This window comes from Paenibacillus xylanexedens (assembly GCF_017874615.1).
Taxonomy (GTDB): Bacteria; Bacillota; Bacilli; order Paenibacillales; family Paenibacillaceae; genus Paenibacillus; species Paenibacillus xylanexedens.
In genome coordinates, this window is sequence record NZ_JAGIKV010000041.1 from 18,295 (window position 1) to 35,104 (window position 16,810).

The 16,810-nt window shown below is 44.3% G+C and carries 9 protein-coding genes; 3 read left to right on the top strand and 6 right to left on the bottom strand.

What is annotated here, in order from left to right:
• Positions 1-6: 6 nt before the first annotated feature.
• Complete coding sequence (locus tag J2Z28_RS30075; RefSeq protein WP_211085652.1) at positions 7-621, bottom strand: NADPH-dependent FMN reductase; 615 nt, start codon at positions 619-621, stop codon at positions 7-9.
• A gap of 180 nt (positions 622-801) precedes the next feature.
• On the opposite strand from J2Z28_RS30075, the gene J2Z28_RS30080 reads away from it, so the two are divergent.
• A complete protein-coding gene (locus J2Z28_RS30080; RefSeq protein WP_211085653.1) occupies positions 802-1,731 on the top strand; it encodes a LysR family transcriptional regulator in 930 nt (309 codons plus the stop codon).
• 9 nt (positions 1,732-1,740) lie between these two features.
• On the top strand, positions 1,741-2,679 hold the full coding sequence (locus tag J2Z28_RS30085) for an FAD:protein FMN transferase (RefSeq protein WP_211085654.1): 939 nt from the start codon (positions 1,741-1,743) through the stop codon (positions 2,677-2,679).
• Between the two features lie 144 nt (positions 2,680-2,823).
• Here J2Z28_RS30085 and J2Z28_RS30090 read toward each other — a convergent pair whose 3' ends face one another.
• Both J2Z28_RS30090 and J2Z28_RS30095 read right to left on the bottom strand, forming a co-directional pair.
• Entirely contained in the window at positions 2,824-4,572 is a 1,749-nt protein-coding gene (locus J2Z28_RS30090) for an S-layer homology domain-containing protein (RefSeq protein WP_342357566.1), read from the bottom strand.
• Positions 4,493-10,873 carry an immunoglobulin-like domain-containing protein gene (locus tag J2Z28_RS30095; protein ID WP_211085656.1) on the bottom strand — a complete coding sequence of 2,127 codons (6,381 nt, stop codon included), beginning with the start codon at positions 10,871-10,873 and terminating at the stop codon, positions 4,493-4,495. The genes J2Z28_RS30090 and J2Z28_RS30095 overlap by 80 nt, the downstream gene beginning before the upstream one ends.
• 397 nt (positions 10,874-11,270) lie before the next feature.
• On the opposite strand from J2Z28_RS30095, the gene J2Z28_RS30100 reads away from it, so the two are divergent.
• On the top strand, positions 11,271-14,891 hold the full coding sequence (locus J2Z28_RS30100; protein ID WP_211085657.1) for an S-layer homology domain-containing protein: 3,621 nt from the start codon (positions 11,271-11,273) through the stop codon (positions 14,889-14,891).
• Positions 14,892-15,658: 767 nt separating this feature from the next.
• Here the strand turns inward: J2Z28_RS30100 and J2Z28_RS31885 are convergent.
• The 3 genes from J2Z28_RS31885 to J2Z28_RS30105 all read right to left on the bottom strand — a co-directional run bounded on the left by J2Z28_RS31885 (position 15,659) and on the right by J2Z28_RS30105 (position 16,584).
• Positions 15,659-15,757, bottom strand: a complete 99-nt coding sequence (locus J2Z28_RS31885; protein WP_353883448.1) for a putative holin-like toxin — start codon at positions 15,755-15,757, stop codon at positions 15,659-15,661.
• 267 nt (positions 15,758-16,024) lie between these two features.
• Positions 16,025-16,153: a hypothetical protein gene (locus J2Z28_RS31600; RefSeq protein ID WP_280530875.1), complete on the bottom strand. Its 129-nt coding sequence runs from the start codon at positions 16,151-16,153 to the stop codon at positions 16,025-16,027.
• Between the two features lie 95 nt (positions 16,154-16,248).
• Complete coding sequence (locus tag J2Z28_RS30105) at positions 16,249-16,584, bottom strand: hypothetical protein (protein WP_211085658.1); 336 nt, start codon at positions 16,582-16,584, stop codon at positions 16,249-16,251.
• Positions 16,585-16,810 lie beyond the last annotated feature (226 nt).

The window sequence follows — 16,810 nt, forward strand, 5'->3', positions numbered from 1 at the left end:
AGCCCCCTACTCTTGCCAGGAAAATTTTTTCGTTTTTTTCTTCAACGTCCTTTTTGATAACAGTTCCGTAGTGATCTCCGTAAACAAAACAAACTCATTGAAGATTTCGTCAAGCTCGGCCACTTTTTGAGCGTCAATAAGATTGCCACTGCTATCAAATGCACTCTGTGATTTTCCCAAAAGAAACTCGCTGCTAGGCATCATTCTCGCACCAAGCTCAGGCGAATCCAAAATTTGTCTAAGATGCGCTTGTGCCCTGGAAGAACCGAGTGCACCATGTGAAGCACCCACAATCAGAACAGGCTTGTCTTTCAAGGTTTGAGTGGTATAACTGATCCATTCAAGCGCACTTTTCAACACGGCAGGAATCGTATGATCATACTCAGGAGTAGCGATAATGACACCTTTCGCTTTAGAGATTTGATCTAATAAGTCTTGTACCTTCACAGGAATATCAACTTCAGCATCCTCTAATTCATCTTTTTCAATAAAGGCAGGCATATCCTTAATTTCAAACAAGTCAATCTGGGCTTCACTAGCAAAATGGTTTTGCATAAATTGAAGTAGCGTCCGGTTCGTTGACACATCCGAATTCGTGCCTACGATAGCTAAATAGTTCATCGTAATCCCCTCTCTGTCATTCGAGATGATGTTCGTTACTGTCATGCTCAATCTTTCGGCCTAACTCTAACATATCAAAGCTCAAATGATCTAATAGTTATTCATTGCAGTTTGATAACTAATTTGTTATAATCACCTCAAATTCAAAGTTTGTTACTTTTTTCACAAAGGGTGAGGGACATGTCTAAGTTAGGATCTCAAGATATCTTGTGTTACATTGACAGCCTATTAAAATACAGCAACTATAGCAGGGCTGCACAATCCCTTTACATATCTCAGCCCTACCTCACAAAGGTTATCAAGAAAATTGAAAGTGAGTTGGGCTGTGAGCTAATCACTCGCAACAAACTTCCGTACCGATTAACCGAGCAGGGGAAAATATATTATCAATACCTAACGTCACTCGAACATAGCTACGCGAAGCTTATAAGGGAAATCTCATATGTATCGGATATGGACAATAAAGTGTTACGGATCGGCATTCTTCCGAGCCTCGGTGTGTACTTAACGCCCCTTTTTTTACCAGATTTTCTGGAGCTTCATCCTGCTTATAAAATTAATCTTGTCGAGGATTTACCTGAAAAAAATGAGAAACGTCTCCAAAATAATGAGCTGGACTTCTGGATCGGGCAAAATTCAAGCAGTATCTCCCCTAACTTGAACTCGTTTAACTGGGGCAGGCACAGTTACCAGGCCATCATTCCGCGTTGCTGCGAATTATATCAAGAGAATGTTGCAGTCATCCCGGAGGGCACGATTGAGATCAGCACCATTTTGAATCAAAAGCTTATTCTAACGTCCAAGGGTTCGGCAATCCGAAAACAGATTGATCAATTGCTCAGTGTCTACAAGGTACAGCCCAATATCGTTATGGAAAGTAATGAAATCTACACTGTACTGAAGCTGGCAAAGCATAATTTAGGTCTGACCTTTGTGCCTGAAAGTATCCATATCAAGGAGTGCCCTTCGGAATACAACATCTATCCAATCCCTATAGAGAAGATGAGTCTGGATTATTTTATAGCCCATCATGGAGCAAAAAAGCTGAATAGCGTGGATCATGACCTCATCCATACTTTTCTCAATCACGGACAACAATGTGCAATATAGGAGGCTATCATGAAACCTTTTACGAGAACGATACCACTCATGGGAACGAACATTTCCCTCTATATCGAGGGGACAGATGCTGAAGAGCTTGCCGAGGAAGCAGTGAATATGCTCATCCGTTATGAACAAGTGTTTAGTGCCAACAGTGAGCACTCGCAGCTTGCCATGCTAAAAAAAGAAGCCGCATCACATCCGCTTAGAGTAGACAAGGAACTGTATGATCTTATAAAGATAGGCAAAGAACACAGCCTGAATAAAGATTCATTTTTAAATATTGCTATAGGGCCTTTGATCAAATTGTGGAGAATTGGTTTTCGCGAGGCACATGTGCCGGAGGATACCGAGATTAAAGCAGTGCTGGAGCTCTTGAATCCGGAGCATATACAGCTTGACGATGAGCTGCAAACGGTCCATTTATTCAAAAAAGGCATGGAAATCGACCTTGGAGCGATTGCTAAAGGTTACTTTGCTGATCAAGTGATGTCATTTTTCAAGAAAAATGGAGCTGCATCAGCTATGGTTGATATGGGCGGCAATGTTCTGGTTCATGGCGATTCTCCCACCGGGTCCAGTCACTGGAAAGTTGGAATCCAAAACCCCTTTTTACCTAGAGGAAATGCAGCAGCACTCGTTAGTATACGGGAGCAATCCGTTGTTACATCAGGAATATACGAGAGAGTTTTAGAGAAGGAAGGGAGTCAGTACCATCATATATTTAACAGCAGAACAGGCTATCCAATCGAAAGTAATATCGCTTCTTTAACGATTATTGCGGATCGATCGCTCGACTGCGATATATATACTACAGAATTATTTGGGTTAGATGCGGTCTCCATTATTCATAAAGTTAATAAATTGAAGGATATCGAGGCTGCCGTAATCACGACGGATGGAAATCTGGCCTATACAGATAATCTTAGAGGAAGAATTGAGCCCGTATTAAGGTAAAGTTAACAGCTACTTCTTTAATCCAGGATCTAACGGCTTTTCCTGCTCACTGATTAAACAGATAATAAAGTGGACGGAACAAGTTCTTCCGCCCAACTTTATTATCTGAGTGAATCAATAGCAACTGCCTTATACTTAACGTGTCTACATCAAACCCAACAAATTATAGATCATCACTACTGCTTCTGCACGGCTGGCATTCTTCTTCGGTGCAAACTCATCGTTACCTACACCGTTTATGATGCCTGCTCCCTGGATTGTCTCTACCGCTTGCTTCGCATAACTTGCGATGTGTGCTTCATCCTTGAAGGCTGTAGCTTCACCACTTGCTAACGCCAGTTGCTTCATTTGGATCGCCTTGTATACCATAACCGCCATATCTTCTCGTGTAATGTTCTCATGAACTCCGAATCGTCCATCTGGTTTCCCGTTCACAATCCCCAGCTTCTGTGCGGTTGCGATATTTCCATGGTACCATTCTCCTTGCTTCACATCATTAAAACTTGTCGTTGCGCTCTCATCCGATAGTTCAAACATATTCATCAGCATGGTGATGAATTCTGCTCTTGTCACTTGACCATTCGGATTAAACTCGCCATCGCCTACACCCTTCACAATGCCTCTTGCTCCCAATGCTGAGATCGCATCCTTCACCCAGTCTTGGGTCACATCCTTAAAGCTCGTTGCAACATACGCTATCGTATACTTGCTTAGATACGTTGGCTTGAACTCTACTTTTCCTGTCGCTGCATTGTATTTACCATTCGTCACCACTCTTAGCGCTCCGTTGTCCTTCACATCGTATACGACGACGTTGTTTGGATTTTCGCCAGCCTTTAGTGTATATGGCAATTCAATCACGAGATCATCTCTGCCATCAAACTCTGTAAGTTTCTTACCATCCATCGTTAGCTCAATATCGTATACGACCTCACCGTTCAGCTGAGCTTGTGCGCCAGCTGGCAGTTGATTAGCTGCAATTTTCTTAATCGACAATCCTAACGTTTTTCCCGCACTTGTTCCTGTTCCAAGCAATTCGGTTGCCACGGTTACAACTGCAGAGCCTGTGTTGATCTCAATGCGATCTACCGTAGAAGATCCACTTGTTAAGCGCGCATCTAATGCGAGCTCAATCGTTAGCCCGTTCAAGCTCTCATCAGCTTCAACTCGCATGTGTAACTTGCCGCCTGTCGTTTGATCAAGCGCACGCTTCACCGTATCCGCACTTAACTTCACTTTAGAAGCACCGCTCTCATTTACGACCGGCTTAATGTGTATTTGGCCGTTGTCCATGACCACTGGCTCATTTCCACCTGGAGCTGTTGGTACTGTAGGTGCAGGAATGTTACCGTCACCGCCACCATTTCCATTACCACTGTTTGGTGCTTGTGGTGTTCCATCAACCAATGGTGTTACCGTTACCGTAGCGCTTGATGATAAACCACCATCCACTGTAGTTACTGTAATCCTTGCTGTTCCTGGTGCCACCGCTGTTACTTGACCTGTCGCACTTACAGTCGCTACAGCTGTATCGCTAGAGCTCCATGTTACTGCTTTTTTCGTTGCATTAGCTGGTGCTACCGTAGCTGTCAATTGCCCTGATTGACCTTCTACGATTGACAACGTCGGTTTGTCCAAGCTAATTCCGCTAACGGGTACGTTCTTCCCGTTGAGTGCATCATACTCACTTTGTGTAATTGGAATTACCGTTCCGTGACGCGGACTAGCTGGTAAGTTGTAGTTAGAAGATAATGTCCAGACACCTGATGCAAGATTTGTTGTCTCGAATGGAACATAACCTCTTCCACCAAACTCATCTACGAATAAATACCATTTTTTTATCGGTATTCGATTTGAAGATCGTTGGACCCTCAACCCATTTGATGTTACCAACGCCTTGATTAATCATCTTGAAGGTTGGATCTAAGATCGAGTCACCCACCTCTTGGAAGATCATCTTGCCAAATGGAGCAGAAGCTCCGTTGTTTTGCTCATCTTTCGTAAAGCGATACACTTTTCCTTCATGCTCAATCATCGTTGTATCAATGATTGAATATCCATAATCCAGATATACTTGCGGTTCAGTAAACGTATAGAAATCTCTTGTCTTGCTATACATCATTTTTTGATAAGCATCGCCTGTATGGGATGCGTCATCAAACATTCTTGATGCCCAAAATACGATATATTCACCCGTTGTGTTGTCGTACATAATTTCTGGTGCCCATGTATTACCCGCTTCTTCCGGTGCAACCTCTACCATGCGTTGATCTGTCCAATTGACTAGATCATTCGATTCCCAAACCATAATGGAACGACTGCCCCATGTCTGTGCTCTACCCCAGTTACCATTGCCGTTAATTTTCAGATCGGTAGCGATCATGTAGAACTTATCACCTTCAGGCGAACGAATAATGAACGGATCACGTACCCCCTTCTCCCCTAAGGTAGAGGTCAATACAGGTTTACCATTATTCAATTCTCGCCAGTTCAACGGATCATTACCGTTACTTAGTGCAAAGTAAACTTGCTCGCCTGTTGCAGTACCTTCTCCAGTGAAATATGTGAAAAAGTATCCCGCATATTTTTCATCAACAGGCAGTTCCTTCACCTTCGCAATAAATTCCTTCGTAGTGGATGCTGAATTTAATGTAATCTTAGCTGTAAGCTTCACGTCTACATTTCCACTACCGTGTGCCGGACGTTTTACTTCTCCAGTAACTGAAACGACGTTCGGTTGAGCAGAAGCCCAAGTAATTGTTGTTCCGTATAGACCAGATGTTGGTAGTGCGATATGACCTCTTACATCATTAATGTTATGAACGACTAGTGCTGCTTTTGCTTCATCTACAGAAGTGACATCGTTTGGCAATGCCTTAACCGTCAACTGAAAAGTTTTGTTAACTGTCTCTGTACCATCTGTAAATACTGCTGTTAACGTTACAACCTGATCACCTTTTGCGTTAGCTGGTCTAGTTACGGCACCTGTAGTTGAGATGACATTCCCCTTATCTGAAGTCCAGCTTATTGTTGTGCCATAAGCACCTGATGTTGGCAATGTAACATTGCTTATAATCGCATCTTTTGATGCATTAGAAGCAAGAAGATCAACAATCGTTAATTTCTCTGTCGCAGCCGATACAAGCATGCCCTCCATTAAAGCAATCTTCTGATCCGAATGGGCCTTAAGTGATGTAATATCAGCCGCAGTCATAGCACCATCATAGATTTGGAAGTCTGCAATCATACCACCGAAGTATGGATCAGCTGGATAGAATGACTTACCGATGGTTCCACTACTGCCTGAAGTATTTTTTATTTGTTCTAGTGTCATTCCATTCGTTGAGCCTGATGCAACAGCAACACCATCAATATACAGCGTTAGTGTACCTTCCGTGCCTGAAACAACAGTCGTAACTACTTTCCATTCATTATTCTTTAAGCCCGTGGTAGAAGCTGAAGACTCATTATTCCAAGCATTCGTCGCGATACCAAGGCGAGCTAGACCGTTAGCGTTATAACGTGGTGTGAAATACGTATAGTGCGTATTATTGTTTGGTCTTCCTAATGCATATAACCACTCCGCAGCGTTTTTACCGCTCCAGTTCACAATGGATGAAACGGTCATATCCGTTAATCCATCAACAACTCCTTGTGGTAGTTCTACATAAGAGTTAGTTGTGCCACCAGTAAAGCTTAGTACACCAGCATCTTGTGTACGAATCCATTCTGCTTTAGACGGATTCATCCATTTTCCATTGAAGTTTCCTGTTTGGTCAATAACCGTCGCACCATCGATATCATTCATATCGTAGTGAAGAATGAGCTCTGCCCCAGATGGCTGCTCTACTGGAGGAGTAACGTCTTCATCAGCTAATGTTGCAATCTCTTCAACGGATAATGCACGATTATAGATACGGAAATCATCAAATTTACCATCAAATAAACTATGAGAGCCGTTTCTCGATTTACCAATATAATTCATCGTTGTTTCCAGTAACATTCTCGGCTCAACGTTAAATGTCGAGCTACGTTTAACCTCTTGACCATTCACATACAATACGGCATCAAATTCATCCATTGTAATTGCAACATGCTGCCAAGTCTTCGTTGGTAATAGCCCGGAATTTCTCACCGCATATTTATATTCTGATCCCAGTCGCGTGCTGTCATTGCTAAATTTCTCTGTAAAAGGTGTTACGACAGCAAACTCTAGACTACCTGTATCACCTTGTGTGCTCAAGTACATGGTGTTGCGGTTAACCTGTCTGCCTGTGTCGGAAGCAAAATCAAATATTCTTTGATTTGCTTGATTCCTGTCCATTTGAACCCACGTAGAGAACGTAGCCTTCTCCAGATTCAAGGATTGAATCAAGTTATCTGGCAGCTTCAAATATCCTGTTGATCCATTAAGCTCTAGTGCACCACCCGTTTTACCAATACGATCCTCTTCATTAATCGTTGCTCCACCTACGAGTGTTGCGTGATGACCATTACCAGAAATGTCATTTAACGTTGTACCACTCACTGTATTTGCATCGAATGAGTAATGTACAACCGGGTCTGTTGATGGTGCTGGACCTTTCCATGCATACTTCTCTTGCAAAGTATCATACTCTGCACGTGAGATTGGAATTACCGTTCCGTGTCGTGGTCCTGGCGGCAGTGCATATTTATCACTACTTAATACATTGTTCATATATTGCGTGCTACTATCCAGATCTGTTGTATATCGGACATGATATGGCCATGAATCAAGGAACAGATACCATTTGTCTTTATTATTATCCTTAAAAATCGTTTGCCCTTCGTTGTTGCCATTATTTCCGATCAAGCCAAGTTTATTATCACGTGTACCCGGAACAGCGTCGTATTGAAGGCCGTTAGCTGCAATATTGTCCTTGTCATAATAAAAAGTGGGTGCTTTCTCCACATACACTTTAGTATTTACTTCTGATTTGGTGAATCGGTACAACATATCATTATGCTCAATAAACGTCGTATCAATGGTCGGAAGTGACTCATCAATCATGACCTTTGGCTCAGAGAAGTTGTAGAAATCTCTTGTTGTTGCGTAGTACATCACATTGTACTGACCTGCAGGTCTTCCGTTATAATCACCATATGTCTCAGTGTTTTTCATCGATGATGCCCAAAATACGATATACTCTCCAGTTACTGGATCATAGATAGCTTCTGGTGCCCACGTATTTCCTCCAGTCTTAGGAGCAACCTCGATCATACGCTGCTCGCTCCAATGAACGAGATCCTCCGACTCCCATATCATCATGTAATGACTACCCGTAATTTGAGCTTGGTCGAAATTTGTACTTTCGCCCATTTTCAAATCGGTTGCCAGCATATAGAATTTATCACCTTCTGGTGACCGAATAACAAATGGATCTCGAAGTCCTTTTTCACCCATATCAGATTGAAGGATCGACTTACCATTATTCAGCCCTTTCCAGAACAATGGATCTTCTGCTGTAGCGAAGGATATCTCTTCACCACCCTCATATTCACCTGTAAAGTACGCAAAGAAGTAAGCATCATGCTGCACTGGCGCAATTGCTTGTTTAATCGTAACGTTAAACGTAAGCTGTTTAGAAGCTGCACCATTCGTAATTGTAGCTATTAGCGTAACGGGCGTATCCGTAGCTTGACGGCTTACCCAGCCTAGCTGTGTAGCGTCACTAGCCGCTTCAGCCGTTCCTTTCACAACTGCCGGTCTGCTAGATACCCATGTAATTGTGGAGCCTTGTTCACCTGTAGCAACAAGACGTAAGTTACCTTTAATGTTGTCAGCATTGTAGATCTCTATTTGTTCAGCGTCCAGATCAACCTTCTGCTGATCATCGAATTGCTTCAAGATCGTAACAGGGAATACAGCTGTAGTTGATACGCCTTGATACGTTAAAGTAGCCGTAAGCTCTGCCTGAACATTACCTACTTGAACAGCTGGACGTTGTACCGTGCCATGATTAGAAATGACAGTAGGATGACTAGAACTCCAAGTAATGCTCACGCCGTTTTTACCGTTTGTTGGTAATGCAACGTTTCTCGTTATCTTATCGGTACTCTTATCGCCTTCACCTAAGTAACGACTGATGTTAAGTTGATTCGCTGCATCATCAACAGTGAGCTGACGTATTTTGGAGATGTGAGTTGCTCCTTCTTGTTGATATAACTCTCCTACTTCTTGCTCCGTCAACGCGCGATCATATACTCGAAAATCAGCTACGCTACCTTGAAGGTATGGATCGTTTGAGAAGATTGATTTACCGATAAAGCCAGAGAAAGTAGCATCCGGATTAATAATTTCTGACAGCTTTAGTCCCTTTGCATTACCCGAAGCAACCTTAGCTCCATCCACGAATAACGTTATCCTATTGCTAGCTTCGGACAAGGACACCGTTACATGCTTCCACTGCCCACCGATAAGGTTTGAGTTTGCGCTACCTGTAACTAATGCTTCGTTCGGCCAGCCATTTTTAGAGATACCTGTAGCAATCATATTACCTGATCCACTACCGTGACGTGGTGTTACGAAGAAATATTTGTTCGTTTCTGGTGTTAATACAGTACCCAAACCGAAGATCCAGCGATTCGTCCCATCATTCGTCCAGTTCACGATTGAAGATACTGTAATCTCATTCAGACCGTGTAGTAGATCTAGTCCATTTGAGCCCTTAGGAATCTCAACATGCCCACTATTAGATGTAGAGCTTCCACCATTGAAGGAAACAAAGCCAACCTCACTGTTTGAAATGAATTGTCCATTATTTGGATTTCTAAATATTCCGTCAAATGTAACTGCCTTGTTGGCAACATCCTTCAGTACGAGTTGACCGTCTACTTCTTCAGTCGTTTTCATGTTGTAATGAAGAATAAGATCATCTTTTAGCGATTTTCCCTTAACGGTAACGGCTGATGTAGCTGTAAACTCTCCATCTTCAGTCTGTACCGTAATTGTGGCTGTACCTTCACTAACAGCTGTAACTTTACCCGTTGAATTGACAATCGCTACACTGGAGTCACTAGATGCCCAGATAACTCTTTTATTTGTTGCATTTGAAGGTGAAATAGTAGCTACTAATATCTCGCTGTCCCCCACTGATAAAATAAATGTAGGTTCATTAAGCAAGACACTCTTAACGGCAATCTGCTCAATAGAGTCATCCTTAGGTAGTAAGGTAACAATAAACTCCTTCGTTGCCTGGCTTCCACCTAAAGAAATGGTTGCAGTTAACGTCACTTGTTGCTCCATTTCTCGTAAGAACACTTCCCCGGTTGGACTGATCGCACTCTCATCACTAGAAGTCCATGAGATCATTGCGCCATTCTTATCTTCAGTAGGCAGTTCAAGAGATTCTGTAACTGCCGATATGTCTCCTAACGTTAGCTCTATTTTGCCTTGTTGTACTTGCTTTTCATTAAACGATTGTTCATATACTACAGCGATATCTTCATTATTTAGTGCCTCTCCGTAAATTCTTAAATCTTGAAAGCTACCCGCAAAAGTAGCATCCCCTAAATAATTGGAGCGTCCGATGTAAGCATGCAAATCCGTACCAAAACTTGCTGTTGTTTTCTCTTTCGCGGTCGTGCCTATATGAACACCGTTGATATAACCTGCAATAGAGCGTTCTGTAATAACCGTCGTATAGTGCACCCATTGACCGTCGTACGGTGTCGTTGAAGTGCCTGATACCCCTACCTCAGTCGTCCAAGGCTGGTCAACATTATTGTTATTCGTAAATACTGACTTAAAATCACCACCTGGATTCGATGGATTAAACATCCAGTAATTCGTTGGCAAGTTATTGCCAGCTGCTGGAGTACCGTAGAATAATGCTGAGTAGTTCCCACTTCCAGTGTTGCTCTTGATCCATACAGATATCGTTGTATTTTCTTGATGATCAAACAAACCAGTAGGAAGCTGAACGTAGTTTGTATTACTATCTGTTCCCCCAGGTAAAGTGAGACCATCGGTGTACGTAATGTCTCCTACGGCCGTTCCATGCTTTTCATTACCTGATATATCCTGTACATCCTCAAGCAATGGATAATGCGCCAACATCGTTGGTGTTATTGTGTCCGCTGAAGCTTGATTGCTAAATGGCAGAACAAGATTAAACCAGCTACTGAAGGTCATAAGTAAAACTAACATTAGGATTGTAATTTGCTTCCGCATAGCATTCTTCCCTTCGATTAATTTTCAGAAGCATACAACCCATATCTCTCACCTTTAAAACAGACCACCTCGCTCAAGGAAATAGAGATACGCTTTTTTAAAAAAAGAATGCGCTTACATTTCTTCTCATATTACGTCTTCAACACTTCCAATTCAATGTAGTATCTTGTTCATAAGGTGGATTTTTTTATTGCAATTCACGCAAACTTCAACACTATCCCTATACTTCGAAGTAATCGTTTTCATTCTAAATATCCTCTATGTTTAAATTAAAGGATTGAACGCCTGATAAACATAATATATATAGTTGGGCGCTTGTCATATGGACAACGTGTCCGAATTACGATGCGGTAAGCCATGGGCGCACCGGATCGAAAAATAAGGAGGATTTTCATTTATGCCAAAACGATTTAGCAGAATGCTCGCGTTCCTCTGTTGCTTGGTAATGGTGGCGTCATTAATGCCTACCAGCTATGCCGCCGCCACTGACAACATCGAGAACGCAGAAGCGAATGAAACACCCACCGCCATTTTTGGAACTCCCGAACTCGGGTCAAACGACCCACTCTGGGGCCAGACTATGGAGCATCACATCAACAAAAGCACTGTGCCCGCCGACCCCAAACCCCATGCCACGGGCACAGCCAGAATCCTTTGGGACCATGACTACCTGTATTCCCGAGTAGTTGTGAATGACAGTAATCTATATCAGGGAGCTGGCGGAGATCACCAGTACGACAGCCTGGAGTTTTATGTCGGCACCGGAACCGGAGGCTCAAACCAATGGCGCGTCAGCGCGACGGGTGTGTTCTCAGGGCAGGCCGCTCCGGGCAGAGCTGCATGGACCCAGATCACGGAAACAGGATATATCGTGGAGATGAGAATACCCAAAAGAACCTTGACCTTGGAGGAGGGCAAGCTTACCTTTGAGGTTTATATTAATAACTCAACGGAAAAGGGCGGTGACCGCTATGAAGTCGTTTCCTCTTTTGGAGTTCCAGACGCAGCTTATACCAGCGCTGATTCATTTACAGACAGCCTGCAGCTCATCTCAGCCAATGAAGTGGACACCAGATTATCAATTACCGCCACTGCGGGACCGGGCGGCTCAATAATGTCGAACCCACCCGGCGATGTGCTGAGAGTAGATCGGGGCTCTAACAAAGAAATTACGTTTACTCCCGATTCCGGCAAAATTGTGGATACTGTAACGGTAGACGGCGAGACCGTGACTCTATCTGCTGGCACTTATACCTTTTCGAATATTGAGACTAACCATACCATTCATGTGACATTCAAGAACGATCCGGACGCGGGGATACTTCCCTTTATCGTATGGAATGACAACTTCGCCAGTGGCGAGTACACAACGGCTGTCATCATTGACTTAGGCGAGGGGAAGGCAGCGTTAGGCTCCGAGCTTAATCCGGGCTTGTTTACCTTGTCAGCCAGGAACACAACCCTGAACGGCGAGGCGGTGACCTTTGAAGGGACGCGCAAGATCACAAGGGTATATGCTAATGACCAACCGAAGGTACGCGGCTATCTGGGGCCGGTAAGCAATTCACCGGATTATCAGGACGGACTGGCGAGTGGCCGTTACATCGTAGTTGAGTCTGAGTTTTATTCAGCGAGTGGCGGCAAAACAACGCTGGATGGCAGCAGTAACTCGACAAAGCAGGTTTACAACATCGTCCCAAACGGAGAGATCGTACTGACAGAAGGGAGTCCACTTCGCAACGTGGTTTTTGAACAGGAAAAAGTTGTGAATCCGATCCTTGACAAGTTTACAACATTCACGGACAATTCGGTCAATCGCTCACTCTACCTTCACAAGGATGAAGACGGTAAAGTGATCAAAGGATTGCCGCTGTATGTTTATACCCACGGCATGTCACGCGGCGGCACAAACGCTGCGACAGACCAAAAAGCGGCCATGAAATCCGCCAACGGCTCGGTCGCTCTAATGAAAAAAATGGAGAAAAATCCTGACAAGTACGCCAGCCATGTACTGAATATTTCCTATAATGGCGTATCTGTTCCCTCAACAGAAAATGTTAAGAAGGTCATAGACGCGCTGATTGCCAGCGGCGAAGTAGACCCTAATCGTGTTTACGCGGCGGGCTTCTCATGGGGCGGCCAGTATACAAACAACTTAGTTAACAGCCATCCTGGCTTCTTCGCCGCCGCCGCACCTATGGCCCCGGTAAGCGGTTCACCGAATGCTAAGGACAACGACGCTCACAACAATCTGGCCTATTGGATGTTTTTAAATGCTCATAATGTTGGAAGCTACCAGACTAACCTCAATAACTTTATCAATAACAATATGCCGAAAATGATCAATGCAAGGGCTTCGCGCTTTGAGAGTAATGAGGCACTTACGTGGCCCTACAATCAATTTGATCAGCCGAATCTGAGGCCGAATCCGGCCAACACACCTGTTCTGGCTGATTACATAGCGCACGAAGTTGAAACGGCGGTTCTTTACAACCAGATAACTATGGGGAATTGGAGCATAGCTCCCACGGCGCAGTCCTCTAACTTGCCGGCTTGGAACAATGACTACACAGACGTCTTTGATTGGATGTTCTCGCAGAGAAAACCGGTCGTGCCCGGTGCTCCGAGCGGCTTCAAGGCGACAGCCGGTGACGGACAGGTCACATTAAGCTGGACCGCCCCTGCTGACGACGGTGGCAGTGCGATCTTGGGCTACAAGGTATGGTATGGCAACGTGACGCCGGTCACACTGGATGCGGCGGAGACCCAATATACCTTTAAGAACCTGACAAACGGCCAAGGCTACAACTTCACGATCATCGCGGTGAATGCAAAGGGCGACGGCGCGGAGATCAGTGCGACGACGACGCCGATGAAGACGACGACTCCCACTGTGCCTGATTCTGGCGGCAATACGGGCAACACCGGAAACACCGGCAACATTGGTAATACGGGCAACACCGACAATACGGGCACCGGGACAGATGCTGGAACGTTGAAGTCGACCTACACAGTGAATACACCGAAGGATAAGCCCGCGGTCACAGACAAAAACGGCAACACCACCCTCCCAGGTGGCGGCGAGATTACGACCAAAGGCGGGACGAAGATTAAGATGCCCGAAGGCACAACGATAGACTCAAACGGTAAGGTAACCATTCCGGCAGACAAGAGCGCCGAAGTGACACTACCCGGCGGCAACAGCACAGTGACCATTTCGGGAGGTTCGACGATCGCGAGCGACGGTACGGTTACAGTAGGCGGCAAAGACGCGTATGTGAACCTGCCTAACGGTAACCGTGTGCATATCCACGGCGGATCGAAGATACGGAGCGGCGGAGCGGTTGTGGTGGGACCGAGCGGCGCAAAAGTTAGCTTAGATAACGGCATGTCGCTGAACATCCGTGAGGGTACGGAGCTGGCATTTGATGACGCCACCCCACTGGGCTTCCTCGTGCTATCGGGCAATCCTTTCAGGGATGCCAACATGGACGACTGGTTTTACAGCTATATAAATTTCGCCTACACATACGATCTTTTCAACGGCACGACGTCCACGACGTTCTCACCCGGCACCGCAATGACGCGTGCAATGTTCGTGCAGGTACTGGCCAATCTTGAGAACGTAAATCTCTCCAGCTACACGAGTTCCCGCTTTAGCGACGTGACGGACGGACAATGGTACACCGCGGCAGCCGAGTGGGCGGCCGAAAAAAGCATAGTTAACGGTACAAACGCAGACCTGTTTGACCCCAATTCACCGATGACGCGCGAGCAAATGCTGGTGATACTGTACAACTACATGAAGTACAAAGGCTATGAGATACCTGAAAGCCACTCTAAGTCCTTCACGGACGAGAGTGAGATCAGCTCTTGGGCGTTGGAGGCCGTTCAGGCGCTGCGGGACATCGGCATTGTATTAGGCAAGTCGGACAACTTCTTTGCTCCCAAAGCCACCGCCACCCGCGCCGAAGTAGCCACGATCTTTGTAAGGTTCGTCGAATATCTGGCAAAGTGAGAGCGTATACAGATAAATAAAGCCCCTTCCGGCTGAACAATATCCAGCCGGAAGGGTCTCCTTGTTTTCAAACTGTACTTTTTTTGACAACTCCACGGTCAGGACTTTTAGTATTTGCTACCCTTAAAACTTGTCCCCAAGTCCAAAATTCTACTTAATTAATGCAAGTTCTGATTTATTTCACCACAAAAAAACGCCATCACAATAATGTGATGGCGTTCTTGATTATGGAGCCTAGGGGGATCGAACCCCTGACCTCATCGCTGCCAGCTCGTAATTGTCTCCGCTCTGTCCTACGTTCAGTCAACGTTAAACTAAAAACCCCACAAAATAACGTGTTATCCATCGTACAGACCACAAATCTACCCGCGTTATTCCCTTACCGATACCTTTATTATACCGATTAGAAGCGTATATCTGTGCAATTTGGTCGACGTCGACTAATCATAAACCCCCAGGTTTATTTTGGGGCGCGGATTATTCCGCCACCTGATTCGGCCACCCGCGACGGGGGCCTTGGGGGTACTTAACTTTAACAAATTAACGCGTAGACTATTTCACAAAATTCAGATTAAACGCAAAACACCGCGAACCCTATACGTAAGTCAGCGGTGTTTTCGTTATACATTATAAAATAACTATATTAGATATATTGTAATGCGTTACATTTGCGGGTAAAATTGAATTACCACTGTAAATCATAATTTACAGTGGACAAGAGCGGTACATCTTCGGAGAAATAACCGCAGTCTTTGGTGAGAGGGCGGTTATTTCTGCTTAGTACGTATAATTAACACTATTAATGTAGCGAACGAAATCATAAGGATAAGTGTCTCATAGGTGGACATGCTACCACCTCCCCTCATATGAAGGTAGGCAAAGCCCGCTCTTGTCCACTTTCCAGTATACACGCGGATTCAAAATTATGGAATATTAAATATTGAGACACACCGGGTCGTTAACCATACGGCTCTTTTTTGCGTGGTTTTACCGTGGAATCAGCGCGTTAGGGCTTGGGTGAGGGAAACTACCCGGACGGGCATGCCGCGCTATATGTAAGGGGATTTGACGGGAAGAACGAGAAAGAACTGCAAACCCTGCGTGTGGGCTGCGGTTCTTTCTTTCAGGTGATGTTACTCTGTATTTGATACCGTGAGAGCATCTGAGAGCTTGCCGAGCACATCAGACGCACCGTAAAAGATATCATCAAGCACCGCCAATACAGGTTGATCAATATCCTTAAATTTAAATTCGACCTCCACGTTACCCTCATAAGTAAATTTACTAGAAAAGTCACCTAGTGTCATATTTGTAATATCAAGGTCATTCATACCGAAGGCTGAGGAAACATTCTCCCCTACAAAGGTTGTATTAGTAATTTTAACATTATCGTCGCTAGTAACAAATTTATTAATATATACTGTTTCCTTTTTTTCTGTGCTGTGAGGCTTCTATGTTTATTGTTATTACTAAGTTCAACAAGATTGTTAGTCCAACTTACCCCATCTACTGTCATAAATCCTTGGACACTTTCAAGAATATTCTTTATTTCTGGGTTATGATCTTCTAATCCCGGGAATTTATTTCTTATAGTATCATCAGAGTTACTTTTTAGTTTTGAAATAGGAAAGTAAATTCCCTTCTCATGTCTTTCCCGACTTTTCTCCCCAACATTCTGTCTACTTTTATCCATGTATATCTGCCACGATACGTAGTCAAGTGCGGATCTTATGGTTATCTAAGAAGTGTTTAACATTTAGACGAAGCATGCTCGACACTTCTTTTTCTTTAGAGGAATTTTTCGTAACTAATTTTTATTAATGTAACTGTACTTGCCCAAAACTAGTTCCATGAAATGTAAATAGAGACACGCTTGACTCTCTGCGTAAAATAGAAGTACGACCAAATACTCTACGCAG

Coding starts and splice junctions, on each gene's coding strand:
- J2Z28_RS30075 (WP_211085652.1), bottom strand. CDS start 621: ATGAACTATTTAGCTATCGTAGGCACGAATTCGGATGTGTCAACGAAC.
- J2Z28_RS30080 (WP_211085653.1), top strand. CDS start 802: ATGTCTAAGTTAGGATCTCAAGATATCTTGTGTTACATTGACAGCCTA.
- J2Z28_RS30085 (WP_211085654.1), top strand. CDS start 1,741: ATGAAACCTTTTACGAGAACGATACCACTCATGGGAACGAACATTTCC.
- J2Z28_RS30095 (WP_211085656.1), bottom strand. CDS start 10,873: ATGCGGAAGCAAATTACAATCCTAATGTTAGTTTTACTTATGACCTTC.
- J2Z28_RS30100 (WP_211085657.1), top strand. CDS start 11,271: ATGCCAAAACGATTTAGCAGAATGCTCGCGTTCCTCTGTTGCTTGGTA.
- J2Z28_RS31885 (WP_353883448.1), bottom strand. CDS start 15,757: ATGAGGGGAGGTGGTAGCATGTCCACCTATGAGACACTTATCCTTATG.
- J2Z28_RS30105 (WP_211085658.1), bottom strand. CDS start 16,584: ATGGATAAAAGTAGACAGAATGTTGGGGAGAAAAGTCGGGAAAGACAT.